Annotated in this window: 17 protein-coding genes; 13 read left to right on the forward strand and 4 right to left on the reverse strand. The window is 74.5% G+C overall.

What is annotated here, in order from left to right; genetic code table 11:
• Positions 1-83: 83 nt before the first annotated feature.
• From ABD353_RS01265 to ABD353_RS01285, 5 genes are all read left to right on the forward strand, one after another.
• On the forward strand, positions 84-629 hold the full coding sequence (locus tag ABD353_RS01265) for a hypothetical protein (protein ID WP_344621539.1): 546 nt from the start codon (positions 84-86) through the stop codon (positions 627-629).
• Entirely contained in the window at positions 622-2,535 is a 1,914-nt protein-coding gene (locus ABD353_RS01270) for an ABC transporter permease subunit (protein WP_344621540.1), read from the forward strand. Before ABD353_RS01265 ends, ABD353_RS01270 begins: the two co-directional genes overlap by 8 nt.
• A gap of 355 nt (positions 2,536-2,890) precedes the next feature.
• Positions 2,891-3,667: an ABC transporter ATP-binding protein gene (locus tag ABD353_RS01275; protein ID WP_344621541.1), complete on the forward strand. Its 777-nt coding sequence runs from the start codon at positions 2,891-2,893 to the stop codon at positions 3,665-3,667.
• Positions 3,664-4,332, forward strand: a complete 669-nt coding sequence (locus ABD353_RS01280) for an ABC transporter ATP-binding protein (RefSeq protein ID WP_344621542.1) — start codon at positions 3,664-3,666, stop codon at positions 4,330-4,332. Before ABD353_RS01275 ends, ABD353_RS01280 begins: the two co-directional genes overlap by 4 nt.
• A gap of 43 nt (positions 4,333-4,375) precedes the next feature.
• Complete coding sequence (locus ABD353_RS01285; RefSeq protein WP_344621543.1) at positions 4,376-4,645, forward strand: hypothetical protein; 270 nt, start codon at positions 4,376-4,378, stop codon at positions 4,643-4,645.
• A gap of 42 nt (positions 4,646-4,687) precedes the next feature.
• Here ABD353_RS01285 and ABD353_RS01290 read toward each other — a convergent pair whose 3' ends face one another.
• A complete protein-coding gene (locus ABD353_RS01290) occupies positions 4,688-6,178 on the reverse strand; it encodes a carboxyl transferase domain-containing protein (RefSeq protein WP_344621544.1) in 1,491 nt (496 codons plus the stop codon).
• Between the two features lie 132 nt (positions 6,179-6,310).
• Positions 6,311-7,717 (reverse strand): dihydrolipoyl dehydrogenase, encoded by a 1,407-nt coding sequence (lpdA, locus tag ABD353_RS01295; protein WP_344621545.1) that lies wholly within the window; start codon positions 7,715-7,717, stop codon positions 6,311-6,313.
• 167 nt (positions 7,718-7,884) lie between these two features.
• Between lpdA and ABD353_RS01300 the strand changes: the two genes are divergently transcribed.
• Positions 7,885-10,008 carry an MMPL family transporter gene (locus ABD353_RS01300; RefSeq protein WP_344621546.1) on the forward strand — a complete coding sequence of 708 codons (2,124 nt, stop codon included), beginning with the start codon at positions 7,885-7,887 and terminating at the stop codon, positions 10,006-10,008.
• Between the two features lie 108 nt (positions 10,009-10,116).
• On the opposite strand, the gene ABD353_RS01305 is transcribed toward ABD353_RS01300, so the two are convergent.
• Positions 10,117-11,739: an FAD-dependent oxidoreductase gene (locus ABD353_RS01305; RefSeq protein ID WP_344621547.1), complete on the reverse strand. Its 1,623-nt coding sequence runs from the start codon at positions 11,737-11,739 to the stop codon at positions 10,117-10,119.
• 326 nt (positions 11,740-12,065) lie between these two features.
• Here ABD353_RS01305 and ABD353_RS01310 point away from each other — a divergent pair, with 326 nt between their 5' ends.
• From ABD353_RS01310 to ABD353_RS01340, 7 genes are all read left to right on the forward strand, one after another.
• A complete protein-coding gene (locus ABD353_RS01310; protein WP_344621548.1) occupies positions 12,066-13,163 on the forward strand; it encodes a SchA/CurD-like domain-containing protein in 1,098 nt (365 codons plus the stop codon).
• A gap of 71 nt (positions 13,164-13,234) precedes the next feature.
• Complete coding sequence (locus tag ABD353_RS01315) at positions 13,235-13,654, forward strand: cupin domain-containing protein (RefSeq protein WP_344621549.1); 420 nt, start codon at positions 13,235-13,237, stop codon at positions 13,652-13,654.
• Entirely contained in the window at positions 13,651-14,916 is a 1,266-nt protein-coding gene (locus ABD353_RS01320; RefSeq protein ID WP_344621550.1) for a beta-ketoacyl-[acyl-carrier-protein] synthase family protein, read from the forward strand. Before ABD353_RS01315 ends, ABD353_RS01320 begins: the two co-directional genes overlap by 4 nt.
• Positions 14,913-16,154, forward strand: coding sequence for a beta-ketoacyl synthase N-terminal-like domain-containing protein (locus tag ABD353_RS01325; RefSeq protein ID WP_344621551.1), 1,242 nt, complete (start codon positions 14,913-14,915; stop codon positions 16,152-16,154). The genes ABD353_RS01320 and ABD353_RS01325 overlap by 4 nt, the downstream gene beginning before the upstream one ends.
• 37 nt (positions 16,155-16,191) lie before the next feature.
• Positions 16,192-16,446, forward strand: a complete 255-nt coding sequence (locus ABD353_RS01330; RefSeq protein ID WP_030265077.1) for an acyl carrier protein — start codon at positions 16,192-16,194, stop codon at positions 16,444-16,446.
• A gap of 4 nt (positions 16,447-16,450) precedes the next feature.
• A complete protein-coding gene (locus ABD353_RS01335) occupies positions 16,451-16,906 on the forward strand; it encodes an SRPBCC family protein (RefSeq protein ID WP_344621552.1) in 456 nt (151 codons plus the stop codon).
• The gene (locus tag ABD353_RS01340; protein WP_344621553.1) at positions 16,903-17,241 is read left to right on the forward strand and encodes a TcmI family type II polyketide cyclase; all 339 of its coding nucleotides are present in this window, start codon (positions 16,903-16,905) and stop codon (positions 17,239-17,241) included. The genes ABD353_RS01335 and ABD353_RS01340 overlap by 4 nt, the downstream gene beginning before the upstream one ends.
• A 185-nt stretch (positions 17,242-17,426) precedes the next feature.
• Here the strand turns inward: ABD353_RS01340 and ABD353_RS01345 are convergent, their stop codons facing one another.
• Entirely contained in the window at positions 17,427-18,464 is a 1,038-nt protein-coding gene (locus ABD353_RS01345; RefSeq protein WP_344621554.1) for a methyltransferase, read from the reverse strand.
• Between the last annotated feature and the right edge of the window lie 57 nt (positions 18,465-18,521).

Below are 18,521 nucleotides of genomic sequence, written 5' to 3' on the forward strand. Positions count from 1 at the left end.
AAGGCCGATCGGCGGACGAACCGCAAGAGGAGCTGACAGAACAGTAGAATACCGAGAAATCTGGACAGTACGGAGAAATCTGGATGAACCGGATTCCCCGGCCCAGCACCGCCGGGCTGCTGCGGGCCCTGCGCGAATGGCCCGGCTGGTTCACGCTCGCCGCCGGCGCGGTGCTCTGCGTGCTCGGCTGGTACGGCGTCTCCGGGGAGGAGCTCGCGGCCCGTCAGCTGCCGTACATCGCCTCGGCCACCGCCCCCGGCGCCGCCCTGATCGTCGCGGGCGCCGTCCTCATCGCCGTCCGCCGCGGCCCCGGCCCCGGCGAGCCCGCGGACCGGCGGCTCGACCAGCTCTACGCGCTGCTGGTCACCGAGGCCCCCGCCGCAGCCGACGAGGGCGAGAGCGGCCCGCCGGTCGGCCTCCCCGACGGCACCCTCTACCACCGCCGGGACTGCCCGCTGGTCGCCGGCAAGACCGGCGCCGAACCGTTGGACGCCCGCGCCGTGCGGGAACGCGGCCTCAGCCCCTGCCCGGTCTGCGACCCCGGGCCGCCCGAGGCCCCCGGACCGGCCGCCGACCCCGGACCCGCCGACCCCGGACCCGCCGAGCCCGGGCCCCGGCCGGGTGAGTGACAGCCTCGGCCTGACCGCCGACCTCGCCCTCGCCGGCCTCTCCGTCGGCAGCGCCGCCGCGCTCAGCGGCGTCGGCCTGGTCGTCACCCACCGCGCCACCGGCGTGCTCAACCTCGCCCAGGGCGCCCAGGCCGTCGCCACCGCCTACCTGCTGCGCGAACTCGTCGTCGTCCGCGGCTGGCCGCTCTTCCCCGCGGCCGCCTTCTGCCTGCTGATCGCCGCCCCCGCCTTCGGCGTCCTGCTCGACGCCGCCGTCTTCCGCCCGCTGCAGCGCCGCGGCGCCGGAGCCGGCGAGACGATGGTCGCCGGCATCGGCGTCTTCGTGCTGCTGATCGGCACCGTCATCCTGCTCTGGGGCACCGCCCCCTTCGCCGACGCCCCCGCGCTCGTCCGGCCCGAGCACCTCGCCGACCTCGGCGGCCACGTCCTGCGCCTGGACACCGCCGTCCAACTGGCCGTCCTGTTCGCGGTGGCCGGCGGCGTCGGCCTCGTCACCCGCTACACCGCCTTCGGCACCCGGCTGCGCGCCGTCGTCGACAACCGCGCCCTCGCCGGACTCGCCGGGATCGACGCCGACCGGATCTCCGCCACCGGCTGGGCCTTCGGCTCCTTCACCGCCGGACTGGTCGGCATCCTGCTCGCCCCCTCCCTGCTGCTCGACCCCTACGGCCTGCCGCTGCTCGTCATGGAGACCATGGCCGTCGCCGTCGCCGCCCGGCTGCGCAGCCTGCCCGTGGCGGTCGTCACCGGCCTCGCCCTGGGCGTCGCGCAGAGCGAACTCACCCGGCTGCGTCCGGCCGGTCAGCTCCTGCCGCTCGCCCAGGCCGTGCAGGCCAACCTGTTCACCGTCGCGCTGCTCGTCGCGGCCCTGCTGCCCTGGCGCGGCGCGGTGGACGACACCGGCCTCGCCCCGGCCGGCGCCCCCCGGATCGAACGCGGCTCGGCCGCCGTCAAGGCCGTCTGCACCGTCCTCCTGCTGCTGCCGCTCGGCTTCCGCAACGACGACCTGCGGCACGCCCTCGCCGTACCCGCGCTCGCCCTGGTACTGCTCTCCGTCGTGGTCGTCACCGGCTACGGCGGACAGGTCTCCCTCGGCCAGGCCGGGTACGCCGGCCTCGGCGGGCTCGGGACGGCCCTGCTGATGTCCGGCCGGGTACCCGGACTGCCGGCGATGCCCGCCGTCCCCGCGCTGCTGCTGGCGGTCGCCGTCACCGTGCCGCTCGGCCTCCTCACCGGATGGCCCGCGATCCGCCGCCGCGGCCTCGCCCTCGCCCTGGTCACCTTCGCCGTCGGCACCGCGCTCAGCCGGCTCGTCTTCAACCAGCCGTACGCCACCACCGGGCTCGTCGTCGACCGCCCCGAGTTCCTCACCGGAGACGGCGCCTTCTACACCGCCGAACTGGTGCTGCTCGGCCTCGGCCTGCTGCTCGTCCGCAACCTGCACCGCGGCCGGCTCGGCCGGGCCCTCACCGCGATGCGCGACCACCAGGCCGGGGCCTCGGCCGCCGGGGTGGACGTGCCCCGGCTGAAACTCCTGGTCTTCATGGCCGGCGCCGGACTCGCCGCCCTCGGCGGCGGACTGATGACCCTTGCCGGACGCGCCTTCTCCGCCGCCGCCTTCGACCCGATCCAGGGCCTGCTCTGGTTCGCGACCGTGGTGGTGGCCGGGGCGGACAGCGCCGTCGGCGCGGTCCTCGCCGCCGCCCTGCTGATCGGCCTCGACACCGGCACCGTCCCCGGTATCTCCGCGGTCGTGGTCGGCGGCCTCGCCACCGCCCTCGGCCGGATGCCCGGCGGCCTCGCCGGCGTCGCCGGCCGCCTCGCCGCCCGCCCCGCCCCCGTCCCACCCCGCCTCACCCCCCTCGGCCGATCCCTCCGCCACCACCTCACGGACCCCCCGAAATGACCCCACCCCCGCCGAGTCCGCCGCCCCCGCAGGGACGCGGGGAACTGCGCGCAGCGGGAGGTCACCACCCGCACTCCGACCCCTCCGGCCGGTTGCACCCCCAGGGGCGCGGGGAACTGCGCGCAGCGGGAGGTCACCACCCGCACTCCGCCCCCTCCGGCCGGTTGCACCCCCAGGGGCGCGGGGAACTGCGCGCAGCGGCAGGCGCCGACCTGCACGTTCCCCGCCGACCGGCCCCTCGTCCTCCCGTCCCCACGAGTCCGGCGACCCCGCAGGGGCGCGGGGAACTGCGCGCAGCGGGAGGGCACGACCCTCACTCGACCCGTTCCAGCAACTTGCACTGCCGGACCCCACGATGAGCGCCGCCCCCACCTCCGGCCTCACCGCCCGCGGTCTCGTCCGCCGCTTCGGCGGCATCGCCGCGGTCGACGGCGTCGACCTGGACGTCCCGCCCGGCAGGATCACCGCCCTGGTGGGTCCGAACGGCGCCGGCAAGAGCACGCTGTTCGACTGTCTGAGCGGCGTCGCCCGCCCGGACGCCGGCCGCGTCCTGCTGGCCGGCCGCGACGTCACCCGGCTGCCGGACCACGCCCGGGCCCGTCTCGGCCTCGCCCGTACCTTCCAGCAGATCGCCGTCTTCCCCGGCCTGACGGTCGGCGAGAACACCCGTCTCGGCGCCGAGCAGGGCCGCGGCGGCACCGTCCGGGGTCTGCTGGGCCTGCCCGCCCCCGGAGCTCCCGCGGCCCGTGAGGCCACCGACCGGGCGCTGCGGCTGTTCGGCCTGGACGCCGTCCGGGACTGGTCGGCGGACCGGCTGCCGACCGGTGCGCTGCGCCTGCTGGAGCTGGCCCGTGCGCTGGCCGCGTCCCCCCGGGTGCTGCTGCTGGACGAGCCGGCCGCCGGTCTCGACCTGGCGCAGACGGCCCGGCTCGGCTCGGTGCTGCGGGCGCTCGCCGCCGAGGGGGTGGCGCTGCTGCTGGTGGAGCACGACGTCGAACTGGTCGCCCGACTCGCCGACACGGTCTGCGTGATGGCCCGGGGGAGGGTCCTGCTGAACGGGCCGACCGCCGAGGTCCTGGCGGACCCACGGGTGGCGGGGGCGTGGGGCGAGGCCGCGGGGGCGGAGCCGTGACCGTCGAGGCGGAGCTGCGCGGGGTCCGCGTCCGGTACGGGCTGCTGGAGGCCCTGCACGGGGTGGACCTGGCCTGCCCGGCCGGCCGGGTGACGGTGCTGCTCGGCCGCAACGGCGCCGGGCGGACGACCGCCCTGCACACCCTCGCCGGCGTGGTCCGTCCGGCCGCGGGGCGGGTGCTCTGGGCGGGCCGGGACGTCACCGCCCTCTCGGCGTTCCGCCGGGCCCGCCGGGGCCTCGCCCTGGTCCCGGCCGATCGGGCGGTCTTCCCGTCCCTCACCGTCGCGGAGAACCTCGGGCAGCACGCGGGCGAGGACACGGCGGCCGTCGAGGAGTGGTTCCCCGAGCTGCGTTCGCTGATGACCCGGCGGGCGGGCACCCTCTCGGGCGGGCAGCAGCAGATGGTGGCGCTCGGCCGGGCGCTGCTGGGCCGTCCGAGGCTGCTGCTGCTGGACGAGCCGGACCGGGGCCTGGCCCCGGCGGTGGCGGCCCGGCTGCACCGGTTGCTGCTGGAGTCCGCGGCCGACGGCGGCACGGTGGTGCTGGCCGCCCAGTCGCTGCCGGCGACGCTGGCGGGGGCCGGCGTGGTGCACGTGCTGCGGCGGGGGCGGGTGGTGTTCAGTGGCGAGCCGGGCGAGCTCCTGTCCGGTCCGATCGGCGGATAAGCTGACCCGGAGACAGGGCGTGTCTCGACGACGGGGGTTGACGATGGGAATCCTGGACGGCATAGGCCGGCTGCTGGCGGACGCGGAGCTCTCCGACCTGGCGGGCGAGCTGGAGGCGCTCGCCAACGAGGTGAGCAAGATCGCCCAGGAGCTGGAGCGGGCCCGCCATTCGGTGCACTGGACGGGCGCCGCCGCGGACGCCTTCCAGGCGCACGCCGAGAAGCGGATCAAGGACCTGCACGGCGTGGTCGGCGAACTCGAGGGCGCGGCCTCCGCCTCCAAGGCGGTCGCCGCCGTCGGCGGCCTGCTCTGACGCGGCTCTGAGCCCCCGGCTCCGCCCTCAGCCCGCCCGACCTCAGCCCTCCCGCCGGTCGCCCAGCCTCCGGTTCCGGGCCGCCCGGGCCGCGAGCCGCTGCTCGACGGGCAGGGCGGCCAGCGATCCGAGCGCCAGCGCGACGGCCCGCCCGACCCGCGCACCGAAGGGGACGGGCTCGTCGGCCGCGTCCGGGTGCTCCGCGACGACCTCGTCGACCAGGCCGACCGCGGCCAGGTCGTAGGCGCCGATCCCCTGGGCCCGGGCCAGTTCCGCGGCGTGCTCGCCGTCCCGGTGGACGATCGCCGAGGCGCCCTCGGGCGGCAGCGGGGCGAGCCAGGCGTGCTCCGCCGCGATCACCCGGTCCGCGGGCAGCAGCGCGAGCGCCCCGCCGCCGGAGCCCTGGCCGAGCAGCACCGCGAGCACCGGGGTGCGCAGTGCGGTGAGCGTGCTGAGGCAGTGCGCGATCTCGACGGCGATCCCGTCGAGTTCGGCCTGTACGGAGAGTTCGGCGCCGGCGGTGTCGACGACCGTGACCAGCGGCAGCCCCAGCTGCTGGGCGGTCCGCGCGGTGCGCCGGACGGACCGCAGGTCGGCCGCGGTGAACGGGCGGTCGCCGCCGCGCTGCTGCCCGACCACCACGGCCGGGCTGCCGCCGAACACGGCGAGCGCCCGCAGCAGCGCGCCGCCCTCGCCGCCGGGCGCGCCCAGCGGGACGTACTCGTCGGCGGCGGCGTCCAGCAGCTCGCGGGTGCCGGGCCGGTCCGGGCGGCGGGTTCGGCGGACGGAGTCCCAGGCGTCCGCCGTGACGCCGGTGGGTGGCCCGCTCGGCGGCTGGGGCTGCGGGACGGGCGCGGCGCCCAGCACGGACAGCACCCGCAGCAGGTGACCGCGCAGCTCCTGCGGCGGCAGCACGGCGTCGACCAGGCCGCGGGCGGCCAGCGTCTCGGACCGCTGCACCCCGGGCGGCAGCCGGACCCCGCGCAGCTCCTCGTAGACCCGCGGGCCGAGGAAGCCGAGCCGGGCGCCGGGTTCGGCCGCGACGACGTGGCCGAGCGTGCCCCAGGAGGCGAACACCCCGCCCATGGTGGGGTTGCGCAGGTAGGTGAGGTACGGCAGGCCGGCGGCCTGGTGGGCCTGGACGGCCGCGGTGACCCGGACCATGCAGAGGAAGGCGGCCGAGCCCTCCTGCATCCTGGTGCCGCCGGAGACCGGCAGGGCGAGGACGGGGAGGCGTTCGGCGGTGGCGCGCTCCACCGCGCGGGTGATCCGCTCGGCGGTGGCCACACCGATCGAGCCGCCGAGGAAGCCGAATTCGGAGGCGATCAGCGCCACCGGCACCCCGTCGACCAGGGCCAGGCCGGTGGTGACGGCCTCGTCCAGGCCGGTGCGGGCGGCCGCCTTCGCCAGGGACGCGGTGTACGCGTCGTCGGCGCCCGGGTGTACCGCCGGTTCGTCCCAGCACCGGAAGCCGCCGGGGTCGGCCAGCATCCCGATCAGTTCGCCCGCGCTCGGACCCCGTTCCTCGCCCACGCCGCGCACCCCCCGTGTCGTGCGGGCGCCGCCGGCGCCCGTCGGGGCCCAGGGTACGGGCTGCGGCAGCGGCCGGCGGTGGCGACCCGGTGGGCCGTCACCGCCGGCCGCGGAGAGTGCCGCGGCGGCCGATCAGAAGTTGATCATGTGCCCGGCGAGGCCGTGCACGGCCTCCTTGACCGCCTCGCCCAGCGTCGGGTGCGCGTGCACGTTGCGGGCGACCTCGTGCACCGTCAGGTCCCACTGCTGGGCCAGGGTCAGCTCCGGCAGCAGCTCGGTGACCTCGGGGCCGATCAGGTGGGCGCCGAGCAGCTCGCCGTGCTTGTTGTCGCTGATCAGCTTGACGAAGCCGGCCGCGTCGCCGAGTCCGTGCGCCTTGCCGTTCGCGGTGAAGGGGAACTTCACCACCTTGACGTCGTGGCCCTGCTCGCGGGCCTGCGCCTCCGTCCAGCCGAAACTGGCGATCTGCGGCTGGCAGTACGTGGCGCGCGGGATCATCACGAAGTCGAGCTCCATGGTCTCCGCGCCCGCGATGGTCTCCGCCGCGATGACGCCCATCGACTCCGCCGCGTGCGCCAGCATCAGCTTGGCGGTGACGTCACCGATCGCGTAGATGTGCGGCACGTTGGTGCGACTGCGGCCGTCCACGGCGATCGCGCCGCGCTCGGTCAGCTTCACACCCGTGACCTCCAGGCCGTAGCCCTGGGTGCGCGGCGCGAAGCCGATCGCCTGGAGCACCTTGTCGGCCTCCAGCACCTTCTGCGCGCCGTTCTGGGTGACGGTCACCCGGACCTTGGCGTTCGGGTCCGAGTCGTCGATCGCGTCGACCCGGGTCGACGTCAGCACCTCGATGCCGAGCCGCTTGTACCGCTTCGCCAGCTCCGCCGAGACGTCCGCGTCCTCCAGCGGCACCATCCGGTCCAGGAACTCGACGATCGTCACCTTCACGCCGTAGTTGTGCAGCACGTACGCGAACTCGACGCCGATCGCGCCGGCACCCGCGATGATGATGCTCTCCGGCAGGGTGTCGGTGAGGATCTGCTCCTCGTAGGTCACCACCCGGTCGCTGAGCGAGGTGCCCGGCAGCAGCCGCGTGGTGGCGCCCGCCGCGATGATGCAGTGGTCGAACGTCACCGTCTCGACGCCGCCCGCGGTCAGCGAGACCTGCAGGGTGTGGTCGTCGACGAAGGTGCCCCAGCCGTCGAACTCGGTGATGCCGTTCTTCTTCGTCAGGTAGTGGATGCCGGCCACCCGGCCCTCCGCGACCTTGCGGCTGCGCAGGAACGCCTCGCGGTAGTCGAAGCTGACGCTGCCCTCGACCTTGATGCCGAAGGTCTTGGCCTCCTTGGTGAAGATGTGCGCCAGCTCGGCGTTGCGCAGCAGCGCCTTCGAGGGGATGCAACCGACGTTCAGGCAGACGCCGCCCCAGTACTTGGTCTCGATGACCGCCGTGCGAAGCCCGAGCTGCGCGGACCGGACCGCGGCGGTGTAGCCGCCCGGGCCGGCACCCAGGACCACGACGTCGAAGTGTGAGCTCATGAGCCACACGATAGACCTCGCCGGCGGCGCACGGGCGGGCCGGTGCCGGCCGCCCGATCCGTCACCGACCGCCCTCCGGTGGCATGCTGGGAGAGGCCGTGCGCCCCGCCGGACGGGGGCACCGGAGCGGCCGAGGGAGCAGCCGAGGGCCCGCAAGGGGGTACCCGATGAGCCCGTCCGCAAGGCTTGCCGCACTGCCGTGCGGCCGGCGCGCCAAGTGGGTGGTGCTGGCGTTCTGGCTGGTGCTGCTGATCGTCGCCGTGCCGCTGGCCGGCAAGCTCACCGATGCCGAGGACAACGAGGCCAGCAGCTGGCTGCCCGGCAACGCCGAGTCCACCCAGGTGCTGAACGAGCAGCGCGCCTTCTTCCCCGTCGACATCGCCCAGGCCGTGGTCGTCTACCAGAACGACAACGGCATCACCCCGGCCAACAAGGCCGAGGCGGTCAGGGACGCCGCGGCCTTCGCCGACGCCCCGCACGTCCGCGGACCGGTGGTCGGACCGCAGGTCTCCGCCGACGGCAAGGCCATGCAGACCGTGGTGCCCGTGGACATCGGCACCGGCGGCTGGAAGGACCTGCAACCCGCCGTCGACAGCCTGCGCGCCACCGCCGCCGAGAACAGCGACGGCATGACCACGCACGTCACCGGCCCGGCCGGCGTCGGCGCCGACCAGGCCGAGGCCTTCGCCGGCATCGACAGCACCCTGCTCTTCGCCACCATCACCGTGGTGATCGTGCTGCTGCTGCTCACCTACCGCAGCCCGGTGCTCTGGCTGCTGCCGCTGCTGTCCGCCGGCGCCGCCCTGATCGTCGCCGAGGCCGTCATCTACGTGCTGGCCGCGCACGCCGACCTCACCGTCAACGCGCAGAGCGCCGGCATCCTGATCGTCCTCGTGCTCGGCGCGGGCACCGACTACGCCCTGCTGCTCACCGCCCGTTACCGGGAGGAACTGCGCCGCCACGAGGACCGCCACGAGGCGATGGCGTTCGCCCTGCACCGGGCCGGCCCGGCCATCCTGGCCAGCTCGGTCACCGTGGTCGCCTCGATGCTCTGCCTGCTGGTCGCCGAGATGAACTCCACCAGAGGCCTCGGCCCGGTCTGCGCGATCGGCGTGCTCGTCGCGCTCGGCGCCATGCTCACCCTGCTGCCCGCCGCCCTGGTGATCGTCGGCCGCTGGGTGTTCTGGCCGGTCCGCCCCGCGTACGGCACCCCCGAGCCCACCAAGACCGGCCGCTGGGCGCACATCGGCGCCTGGATCGGCCGCCGCCCCCGCAAGGTCTGGACGGGCACCGCCCTGGCGCTCGCCGTCTGCAGCCTCGGCCTGATCGCGCTGAACGCCACCGGGCTCTCCACCGCCGGCACCTTCACCGGCAAGCCGGACTCCGTGGTCGGCCAGCAGGTCCTCGCCGAGCACTTCCCCGGCGGCACCGGAGCACCGCTCACCATCGTGAGCACCGCCGCCTCCGGGGAACGCGTCCGGACCGTCACCACCTCCACCGAGGGCATCGCCGGCGCCACCCCCGTGCTCGCCAAGAACGGCCAGGCGCTCTTCCAGGCCACCCTCACCGACCCGCCGGACAGCCAGGCCGCCAAGGACACCGTCGACCGGGTCCGGGCCAACGTCCACGCCCTGCCGGAGGCCGACGCCCAGGTCGGCGGCAACACCGCGGTCGTCCTCGACGCCGGGCGCGCCGCCGGCAACGACAACCGGGTGATCATCCCGCTGGTGCTGGTCGTGGTGCTGGCCGTGCTGGCGATCCTGCTGCGGGCCGTGGTCGCCCCGCTGGTGCTGATCGGCACGGTGGTGCTCTCCTACACCGCCGCGCTCGGCATCAGCGCCTTCGTCTTCACACACGGCTTCCACTTCGAGGGCGAGGACAACGCCTTCCCGCTGTTCGTCTTCGTCTTCCTGGTGGCACTGGGCATCGACTACAACATCTTCCTGATGACCCGCGTCCGCGAGGAGTCGCTGCACCGCGGCACCAGAGCCGGCGCGGTCGCCGGCCTGGCCGCCACCGGCGGCGTCATCACCTCGGCCGGCCTGATCCTCGCCGCCACCTTCGGCGTCCTCGGCACCCTGCCCATCGTGGGCTTCGCCGAGATCGGCTTCGCGGTCGCCCTCGGCGTCCTGCTGGACACCCTCGTCGTCCGCTCCGTCCTCGTCACCGCCCTCACCATGGACCTCGACCGCCACATGTGGTGGCCCAGCCCCCTCAGCCGCAGACCCACGCCCACGGAGACGGGCCAACCCATAGGGGCGCGGGGAACCGCGCAACCCGGAAGCGGGTGACCGCACGGATCAGGCTCTGCGAAGACAGGGGCGCGTGGGGCACCTCCCGGCCGAAGGCTGAAAGGTGCCCCCACGCGCCCCTGTCTGTGGGGTGGTGCCGCTCCGGTGCTAGTCGAGGTCGAGCACCTCGCGGAGGGCCGCGGTCAGGACGGCCTCCGGGTCGCCGACCGGGCCGGTGGAGCGCCAGGCCACGAAGCCGTCCGGGCGGACGAGCACCGCGCCGTCGGCCCCGACCCCGTACGTGCCGGCCCAGTCGGTGCCCTCTTCGGGCTCCAACTCCATTTCGGTGCCGACCCGGTAGCCCGTCAGCGGGACACCGAGCCGCTTCGCGGCGAGCTCGCCCGCCTCGTGCCAGGCGTCCGCCGCCGGTCCGGCCAGCAGCACCGGCACCGTCTCGAACAGGTCCAGCGTGGAGACCCGCACCCCGGCCCGCCGCACCCACACGTGCGGCGCCCGGCCGCCCGGCGAGCCGTCCGCCGCGAGCTTCTCCGGCACCGCCGGGCCGTCCGCGTCGGCACCGACCACCGCACCCAGCGGGTACCGGTAGCCCAGCACCACCGACAGCACGTTGTTCTGCCGTCCGGTGCCCGGTGACACGTCGTAGCCCGGGTGCTTGTGCTCCGCGGAGCGGGCCGTCGCCCGGGCGGCGGTCGCCTCCGCGACCGGTCGGCGCTCCCGCCCGTACGACTGCAGCAGCCGCGGTCCGGCCCAGCCGCCGAGCACCGCCGCGAGCTTCCACGCCAGGTTGTGCGCGTCCTGGATGCCGGTGTTGGAGCCGAACGCACCCGTCGGCGACATCTCGTGCGCCGAGTCGCCCGCCAGGAAGACCCGGCCGACCGAGTACCGCTCCGCCACCCGCTGAGCCGCGTGCCAGGGCGCCCGGCCGGTGACCTCCACGTCGAGGTCCGGCACCCCGGCGGCCGCGCGGATCGCCGCGGCGCACCGGGCGTCGGTGAACTCCTCCAGCGCCTCGCCGTTCTCCGGGTGCCACGGCGCGTGGAAGACCCAGTGCTCGCGGTTGTCGACCGGCAGCAGCGCGCCCGCGCCCCGAGGGTCGGTCAGGTAGCAGGCGATGAACCGCCGTTCGCCGACCACGTCGGCGAGCCCCTTCGACCGGAAGGTGATGCTGACGTTGTGGAAGAGGTCGCCCGGACCGGTCTGGCCGATGCCGAGCGCCTCCCGGATCGGGCTGCGCGGGCCGTCGGCGGCCACCAGGTACTGCGCCCGGACGGTCTCCTCCTCGCCCGTCTCCCGGTTGCGGATCAGCGCCGTCACTCCGTCGGCGTCCTGCTCGAAGGAGACCAGCTGCGTCCCGAAGCGGATGTCACCGGTCAGCCGGCGGGCGTACTCCAGCAGCACCGGCTCCAGGTCGTTCTGGCTGCACAGGCACCAGCCGGTCGGGCTGAACCGCTTCAGTGCGCCGCCCGGGTCGATCTCCTTGAACAGCCACTCCTGGTCGTCGCCCGAGAGGGTGTCGGCCTGCAGGATGCCGTGGTTCTCCGCCAGCACCGAGGCGGCCTCCTTGACGGCGGACTCCACGCCCGCCACCCGGAACAGCTCCATCGTCCGCACGTTGTTGCCGCGTCCGCGCGGGTGGTGCGAGGTGGCCGCGTGCTTCTCCACCAGCAGGTGCGGCACCCCCAGCCTTCCCAGGAACAGCGAGGTGGACAGCCCCACCAGGGAGCCGCCCACGATCAGGACGGGCAGCCGGCCGTCGGCGGTTGGGTTCATCTGTGACTCCAGTCGTTCGAAGGGCCCGACACCCAATGTCCCTGTCATTCGTCCGTGCCCGCGCGGCCGGTTGCGCCCATGGCCGCGCCTTTTCGCTCGGATGGGTTCCTGCCCTCGCACGATCGGTGACGGACCGCCACGATCGAGCTCAGTCCTCGTGACCGGACCATGCCCGGCCGCCGTCGGCGGCACCGGGCCGGGCACGCGACCGCACCGGCCGAACCCCCGCCCCCGCGGGCCGCAGGCCGACCCCCACACCCGCCGCCAGCGGCCGCCGCTCCACCACGGCCGCGCGACGACACGTCCCTTCGAACAGACGAGTGATGATGACGACCCTCACCGAACCCGTGACCGACGCCCACCCTGCCGCCCTCGCCGTCCCCCGCCTGCGCGTCGTCCTCATGTGCGACGTCATGGACGGCGCCCAGGAGAAGTTCCTGACGGCCTATGAGCAGCTGCGCCACCAGGTCGCCGCCGTGCCCGGCCACGTGAGCGACCAGCTCTGCCAGTCCATCGAGGACCCCTCCCAGTGGCTGATCACCAGCGAGTGGGAGAGCGCCCAGCCCTTCCTCTCCTGGGTCGACAGCGAGGCCCACCGCGAGATGGTCAAGCCGCTGCACGGCTGCGTCCGCGACACCCGCTCGCTGCGGTTCAGCATCATGCGGGAGACCGCCGGCGACCACACCTACGACTTCGCGGCGCCGGTCTCCGACGGCATCGTCCGACACGCCCTCACCTTCACGGTGAAGCCCGGCACCGAGAAGAAGGTCGCCGGGATCCTCGCCGGCTACACCTCGCCCAAGGCCCAGGTGGACGAGCGCACCCGGCTGCTGCGCACCTCGCTCTTCATGCAGGGCAACCGGGTCGTCCGCGCGGTCGAGGTGGCCGGCGACCTCGGCGCGGCGCTGCGGCACGTCGCCCAGCAGCCCGAGGTGCGGGCCGTCGAGGAGGCCATCAACCCCTACCTGGAGGAGGCCCGCGACCTCGGCAACCCGGAGTCCGCCCGCGCCTTCTTCATGCGCGCCGCACTGCCCGCGGTGCACCGGGTCGCCGCCCCCGACGCGCCGACCGCGCCCGTCCGCCGGTACGCGCTGCGCTACCCGGTGAAGACCGGATGCGGCAGTTCGGTCGTCGGCCTGTTGGCCCGTCAGGACCGTCAGGTCGTCGAGGAGGGCTCGCCGCTCGTCGCGAGCACCCTCTTCCACCGCGACGACGTGGTCGTCCGCGTCATCGACTTCGCCGGGCCGGCCGACGCCGACCCCGCCACCGCCCTCGGCATCGCCGGACCGCGCGCCGCCGGCGTGCTGGCCCGCCTGCTGGAGCTCGACGAGCACCACGACCTGCGGACCTCCGCGGGCATCGGCCGCTTCCTCGCCGACTGCACCATGCAGCCCGTCACCGACCGCTCCTCCCAGGACGCCTGAGCGTCCACGCACCGGGGCGGCCAGCCCGCCCCCGGCCCCCATCCCTGCAAAGCCTTCTGGAGGCAGCAACCATGACCACCAAGTTCCCACGCATCGTGCACGTCGACGACGCGCCGCCGAACACCCGACGCGGCGGCGACCTGCGCGCCATGCTCACCCCGACGACGGTGGGAGCCACCAGCGGCTTCATGGGAATGGCGATCGTGCAGCCCGGCGACCGGATCGCCGAGCACTACCACCCGTACTCCGAGGAGTTCGTGCTGGTGGTCAGGGGCGAACTGGAGGTCGACCTCGACGGGGAGCCGTTCCGGCTCAGCCCCGACAACGGCCTGCTGATCCCGATGAACGTGCGCCACCGGTTCCGCAACGTCGGCTCCACCGAGGCCCGCCTGGTCTTCCACCTCGGCCCGCTCGCCCCACGGCCCGAGCTCGGCCACGTCGACACCGAGGAGACCCCGGCGCCGCCGGAACCGGCCGAGGCCGTCTCATGACACGGCGGGTGGTGGTCACCGGTCTCGGTGTCGTCGCGCCCGGCGGCGTCGGGGTCCCCGCCTTCTGGGACCTCCTCACCGCCGGCCGCACCGCGACCCGCGGGATCACCTTCTTCGACCCGGCCGGATTCCGCTCCCGGATCGCCGGCGAGTGCGACTTCGATCCGTACGCGGCAGGCCTGGACGCCGAGGAGGTGGCCCGCTCGGACCGGTACATCCAGTTCGCGCTGGCCGCCGCCGCGGAGGCCGTCCGCGACTCCGGGCTCGACCTCGGCGCCGAGGACCCCTGGCGGATCGGCGTCTCCCTCGGCACCGCCGTCGGCGGCACCACCCGGCTGGAGCACGACTACGTCGGCGTCAGCGCGAACGGCGCCCGGTGGGACGTCGACCACCGCGGCGCCGCGCCGCACCTGCAGCGGGCCTTCACCCCCGCCACGCTCGCCTCCGCGGTCGCCGAGCGCACCGGCGCGCACGGCCCGGTGCAGACGGTCTCCACCGGCTGCACCTCCGGGCTGGACGCCGTCGGCTACGCCCTGCAGGCCGTCGAGGACGGGCGGGTCGACGTCTGCATCGCCGGCGCCTCCGACTCGCCGATCTCCCCGATCACCGTCGCCTGCTTCGACGCCATCAAGGCGACCTCGGCGCGCAACGACGACCCGGAGCACGCCTCCCGGCCGTTCGACGCCAGCCGGGACGGCTTCGTCCTCGGCGAGGGCGGCGCCGTGCTGCTGCTGGAGGAGTACGAGCACGCCAAGCGGCGCGGCGCCCGGATCATCTGCGAACTCGGCGGCTTCGCCACCTTCGGCAACGCCTACCACATGACCGGTCTCACCCAGGAGGGCCGGGAGATGTCGGAGGCCGTCGACCGGGCCCTCGACCACGCCCGGGTGAACGCCTCCGACGTCGACTACGTCAACGCGCACGGCTCCGGCACCAAGCAGAACGACCGGCACGAGACCGCCGCCGTCAAGCGCTCGCTCGGCGCCCACGCGTACGAGACGCCGATGAGCTCCATCAAGTCGATGGTCGGGCACTCGCTCGGCGCCATCGGCGCGATCGAACTGGTCGCCTGCGCCCTGGCGTTGAAGCACGGCGTCGTCCCGCCCACCGCCAACTACGAGACCCCGGACCCGGAGTGCGACCTGGACTACGTCCCGAAGACGGCCCGGGAGCTGCCGCTGCGGCACGTGCTCTCGGTCGGCAGCGGCTTCGGCGGCTTCCAGTCCGCGGTCGTGCTCAGCAGAGAGGGGGCACGGACATGACGTCCGACCCGCCCGACCGGCGGACGGTGGTGACCGGCATCGGGGTGATCGCACCCAACGGTGTCGGCACCGACGACTTCTGGAAGGCCACCCGCGAGGGCGCCAGCGTGCTCGGCCCGATCACCCGCGAGGGCTGCGGGCAGATGCCGCTGCGCGTCGCCGGACAGGTCGGCGGCTTCGACGCCGAGGCCGCCGTCGAGGGCCGCTACCTCGTCCAGACCGACCGGTTCACGCACTACGCGATGGCGGCCGCCGACCTCGCCCTGGAGGACGCGCGGCTGCGGCCCGACGAGAACTCGCCGTTCGCCACCGGCGTCGTCACCGCGGCCGGCTCCGGCGGCGGCGAGTTCGGCCAGCGCGAGCTGCAGAACCTGTGGGGCCAGGGCCCCCGGTTCGTCGGCCCGTACCAGTCGATCGCCTGGTTCTACGCCGCCAGCACCGGCCAGATCTCCATCCGCGGCGGCTTCAAGGGGCCCTGCGCCGTGGTGGCCAGCGACGAGGCCGGCGGCCTCGACGCGCTGGCGCACGCGGCGCGCACCATAGCCAGGGGCGCGGACGCGGTCGTGGTCGGCGGTGCGGAGGCACCGCTGGCGCCGTACTCGATGGTCTGCCAGCTCGGCTACCCCGAGCTCAGCCTCGGCGACGACCCCGCCACCGCCTACCTGCCGTTCAGCCCGGAGGCGAGCGGGTTCGTGCCGGCCGAGGGCGGCGCCATGTTCGTCCTGGAGGACGAACGGGCCGCCCGCCGGCGCGGAGCCCGGATCCGGGCCGAACTCGCCGGACACGCCGCCACCTTCACCGGGGCGTCGCGCTGGGCCGAGTCCCGCGAGGGCCTCGCGCACGCGATCCGCGCCGCCCTGGAGCAGGCCCGCTGCGCCCCCGACGAGGTCGACGTGGTCTTCGCCGACGCCCTCGGCGTCCCGGAGGCCGACCGGGCCGAGGCACTGGCCCTCGCCGACGTGCTCGGCGAGCACGCCTCCCGGGTGCCCGTCACGGCACCCAAGGCCGGCACCGGGCGCGCCTACTGCGGCGCCCCGCTGCTGGACGCCGCGGCGGCCGTGCTCGCCATGGAACAGGGCTTCGTCCCGCCCACGCCGAACGTCACCGGCACGGCGTACGACCTCGACCTGGTCTGCGGCTACGGCCGCACCGCCCAGCTGCGCACCGCCCTGGTGCTCAGCCGCGGACTGATGGGCTCCAACGCCGCCCTGGTGCTGCGTGCCGGCCGGCCGTCCTGACCGGCTGCCGGATGCCCCCGACCCACAGGAGAACCCGATGACCCACGTCCTCACCTACGACGAGCTGGCCGCCCTGATCAAGGGCCGGGCCGGCATCGGCGTCGACCCGCTCGACCTGGAGCGCCCCGGCGCGACCTTCGAGGAGTTCGGCGTCGACTCGCTCGCGCTGCTCGGCATCGTCGGCGAGCTGGAGAACACCTACGCCACCCCCATCACCCCCGGCGCGGAGATGTCCAAGACCCCGCAGGACTTCCTCGACGCCGTCAACGCCTCTGCCACGACGGGAGCCTGACCCCATGCCCGGCCACACGGACAACGAGATCCTCATCAACGCCCCCCTCGACCTCGTCTGGGACGTCACCAACGACCTGGAGGGCTGGCCCCAGCTGTTCAGCGAGTACGCGACCGTCGAGGTGCTCGACCGCGAGGGCCCGAAGACGACCTTCCGGCTGACCATGCACCCCGACGAGAACGGCGCCGTCTGGAGCTGGGTCTCCGAGCGGGAGACCGACCGGCAGGGGCTGACCGTCCGGGCCCGCCGCGTCGAGCCCGGCCCCTTCGAGTTCATGAACATCCGGTGGGAGTACACCGAGCACCCCGGCGGCACCCTGATGCGCTGGATCCAGGACTTCGCGATGAAGCCCACCGCACCGGTAGACGACCACGGCATGACCAACCACATCAACCGCAACTCGCGGATCCAGATGGAACTCATCAAGGAGAAGGTCGAACTGCGGGCGGGCGTGCGGTGAGCGGGACGTACCGCTCGCTCATCGTCGCCCGGATGCGGCCCGGCTCCGGCGACGACATCGCGGGCATCTTCGCCGACTCCGACCGCGGTGAACTGCCGCACCTGATCGGGGTCACCGGCCGCAGCCTGTTCCAGTTCGAGGACCTCTACCTGCACCTCATCGAGGCGGACCGGCCGCCCGGGCCCTCCGTCGCCCAGCACGTGAAGCACCCCGAGTTCCAGCTCGTCAGCGACCGGCTCACCGCGCACGTCCAGGCGTACGACCCGGCCACCTGGCGGGAGCCGAAGGACGCGATGGCGCGCGAGTTCTACCGGTGGGAGCGGCCCTCGGGCTGATCCACCGCGAACGCCAGGGCGCCGACCGATCACCATCGGGCCGGCGCCCTGGCGTTGCCGCGTCCGCCGCCCGGTGCCGGCCTGCCGGTGCCCGATGCCCGGTCCCGGTGCAGGGACCGGTGGCGGGCGCACGCCGAGGCCCGCCGGCGGGGTGCTGGCGGGCCTCGGGGGAGGAGCGGAGCGCGTCAGCCCCCGACGACGCTCTCGAAGGCGTGCAGGTACGGGTTGACCGGGCGGACCTCGTCGACCCGAAGGCCGGCCTCGGACATCAGGCCCAGCATGCTCTCCCGGGTGTGCTTGGCACCACCGACGTTGAGCAGCAGCAGCAGGTCCATCGCGGTGGTGAAGCGCATCGAGGGGCTGTCGTCGACCAGGTTCTCGACCACCACCACCCGGGCGCCCGGGCGGGCCGCACCCACCACGTTCGCCAGCGTGCGGCGGGTGGACTCGTCGTCCCACTCCAGGATGTTCTTGATCAGGTAGAGATCGGCCTGCACCGGGATGTCCACCCGGCAGTCGCCCGGCACCAGGCGGGCCCGGTCGGCCAGCACGCCGCCCGGCCGCAGCCGCGGATCGGCGTCCGCGACCACCTGCGGCAGGTCGAGCAGCGTGCCGTGCAGGTGCGGGTGCTTCTCCAGCAGCCCGGCCAGCGCGAGGCCCTGGCCACCGCCGATGTCCACCACCGTCGAGACGCCCTCCAGGTTGTCCAGGAAGGCCACCAGGTCGGCGGCGGACTGCCGGCTGGAGCTGCTCATCGCCTTGTCGAAGACCTTCGCGGACTCGCCCGCGTCGTCGTGCAGGTACTGGAAGAACTCCTTGCCGAACATCTCGGGGAAGATGTTGCGGCCGGTGCGGACGGCCTCGTCCAGCCGGGGCCAGGCCTGCCACGTCCAGGGCTCGGTGCACCACAGCGAGATGTAGCGCAGGCTGTTGGGGGCGTCCTCGCGCAGCATCCGGGACATGTCGGTGTGCGCGAAGCGGTCGTCGTCCGTCTCCGTGAAGATCCCGTAGCTGGCGAGCGCCCGCATCAGCCGGCGCAGCGGCTTGGGCTCCACCTTCAGCTCGGCGGCCAGGTCGCGGACGGCCGTCGGGCTCTCGCCGAGCGCGTCGGCGACACCGAGCTGCGCCGCGGCGCGGATCGCCGCGGCGCAGGCGGCGCCGAAGACGAGCTCGCGCAGGCGCATCACCGCGGGCGGGGACGGGGACTGGGTGCTGGCGGACATGGAACCGCCTTTCGTACGGGGGCCGGGCGGCCCGGGGAGGAGGGTCTGCGGTCGGTG

Origin of the sequence: Kitasatospora arboriphila (genome assembly GCF_039528095.1) — a bacterium.
Classification (GTDB): domain Bacteria; phylum Actinomycetota; class Actinomycetes; order Streptomycetales; family Streptomycetaceae; genus Kitasatospora; species Kitasatospora arboriphila.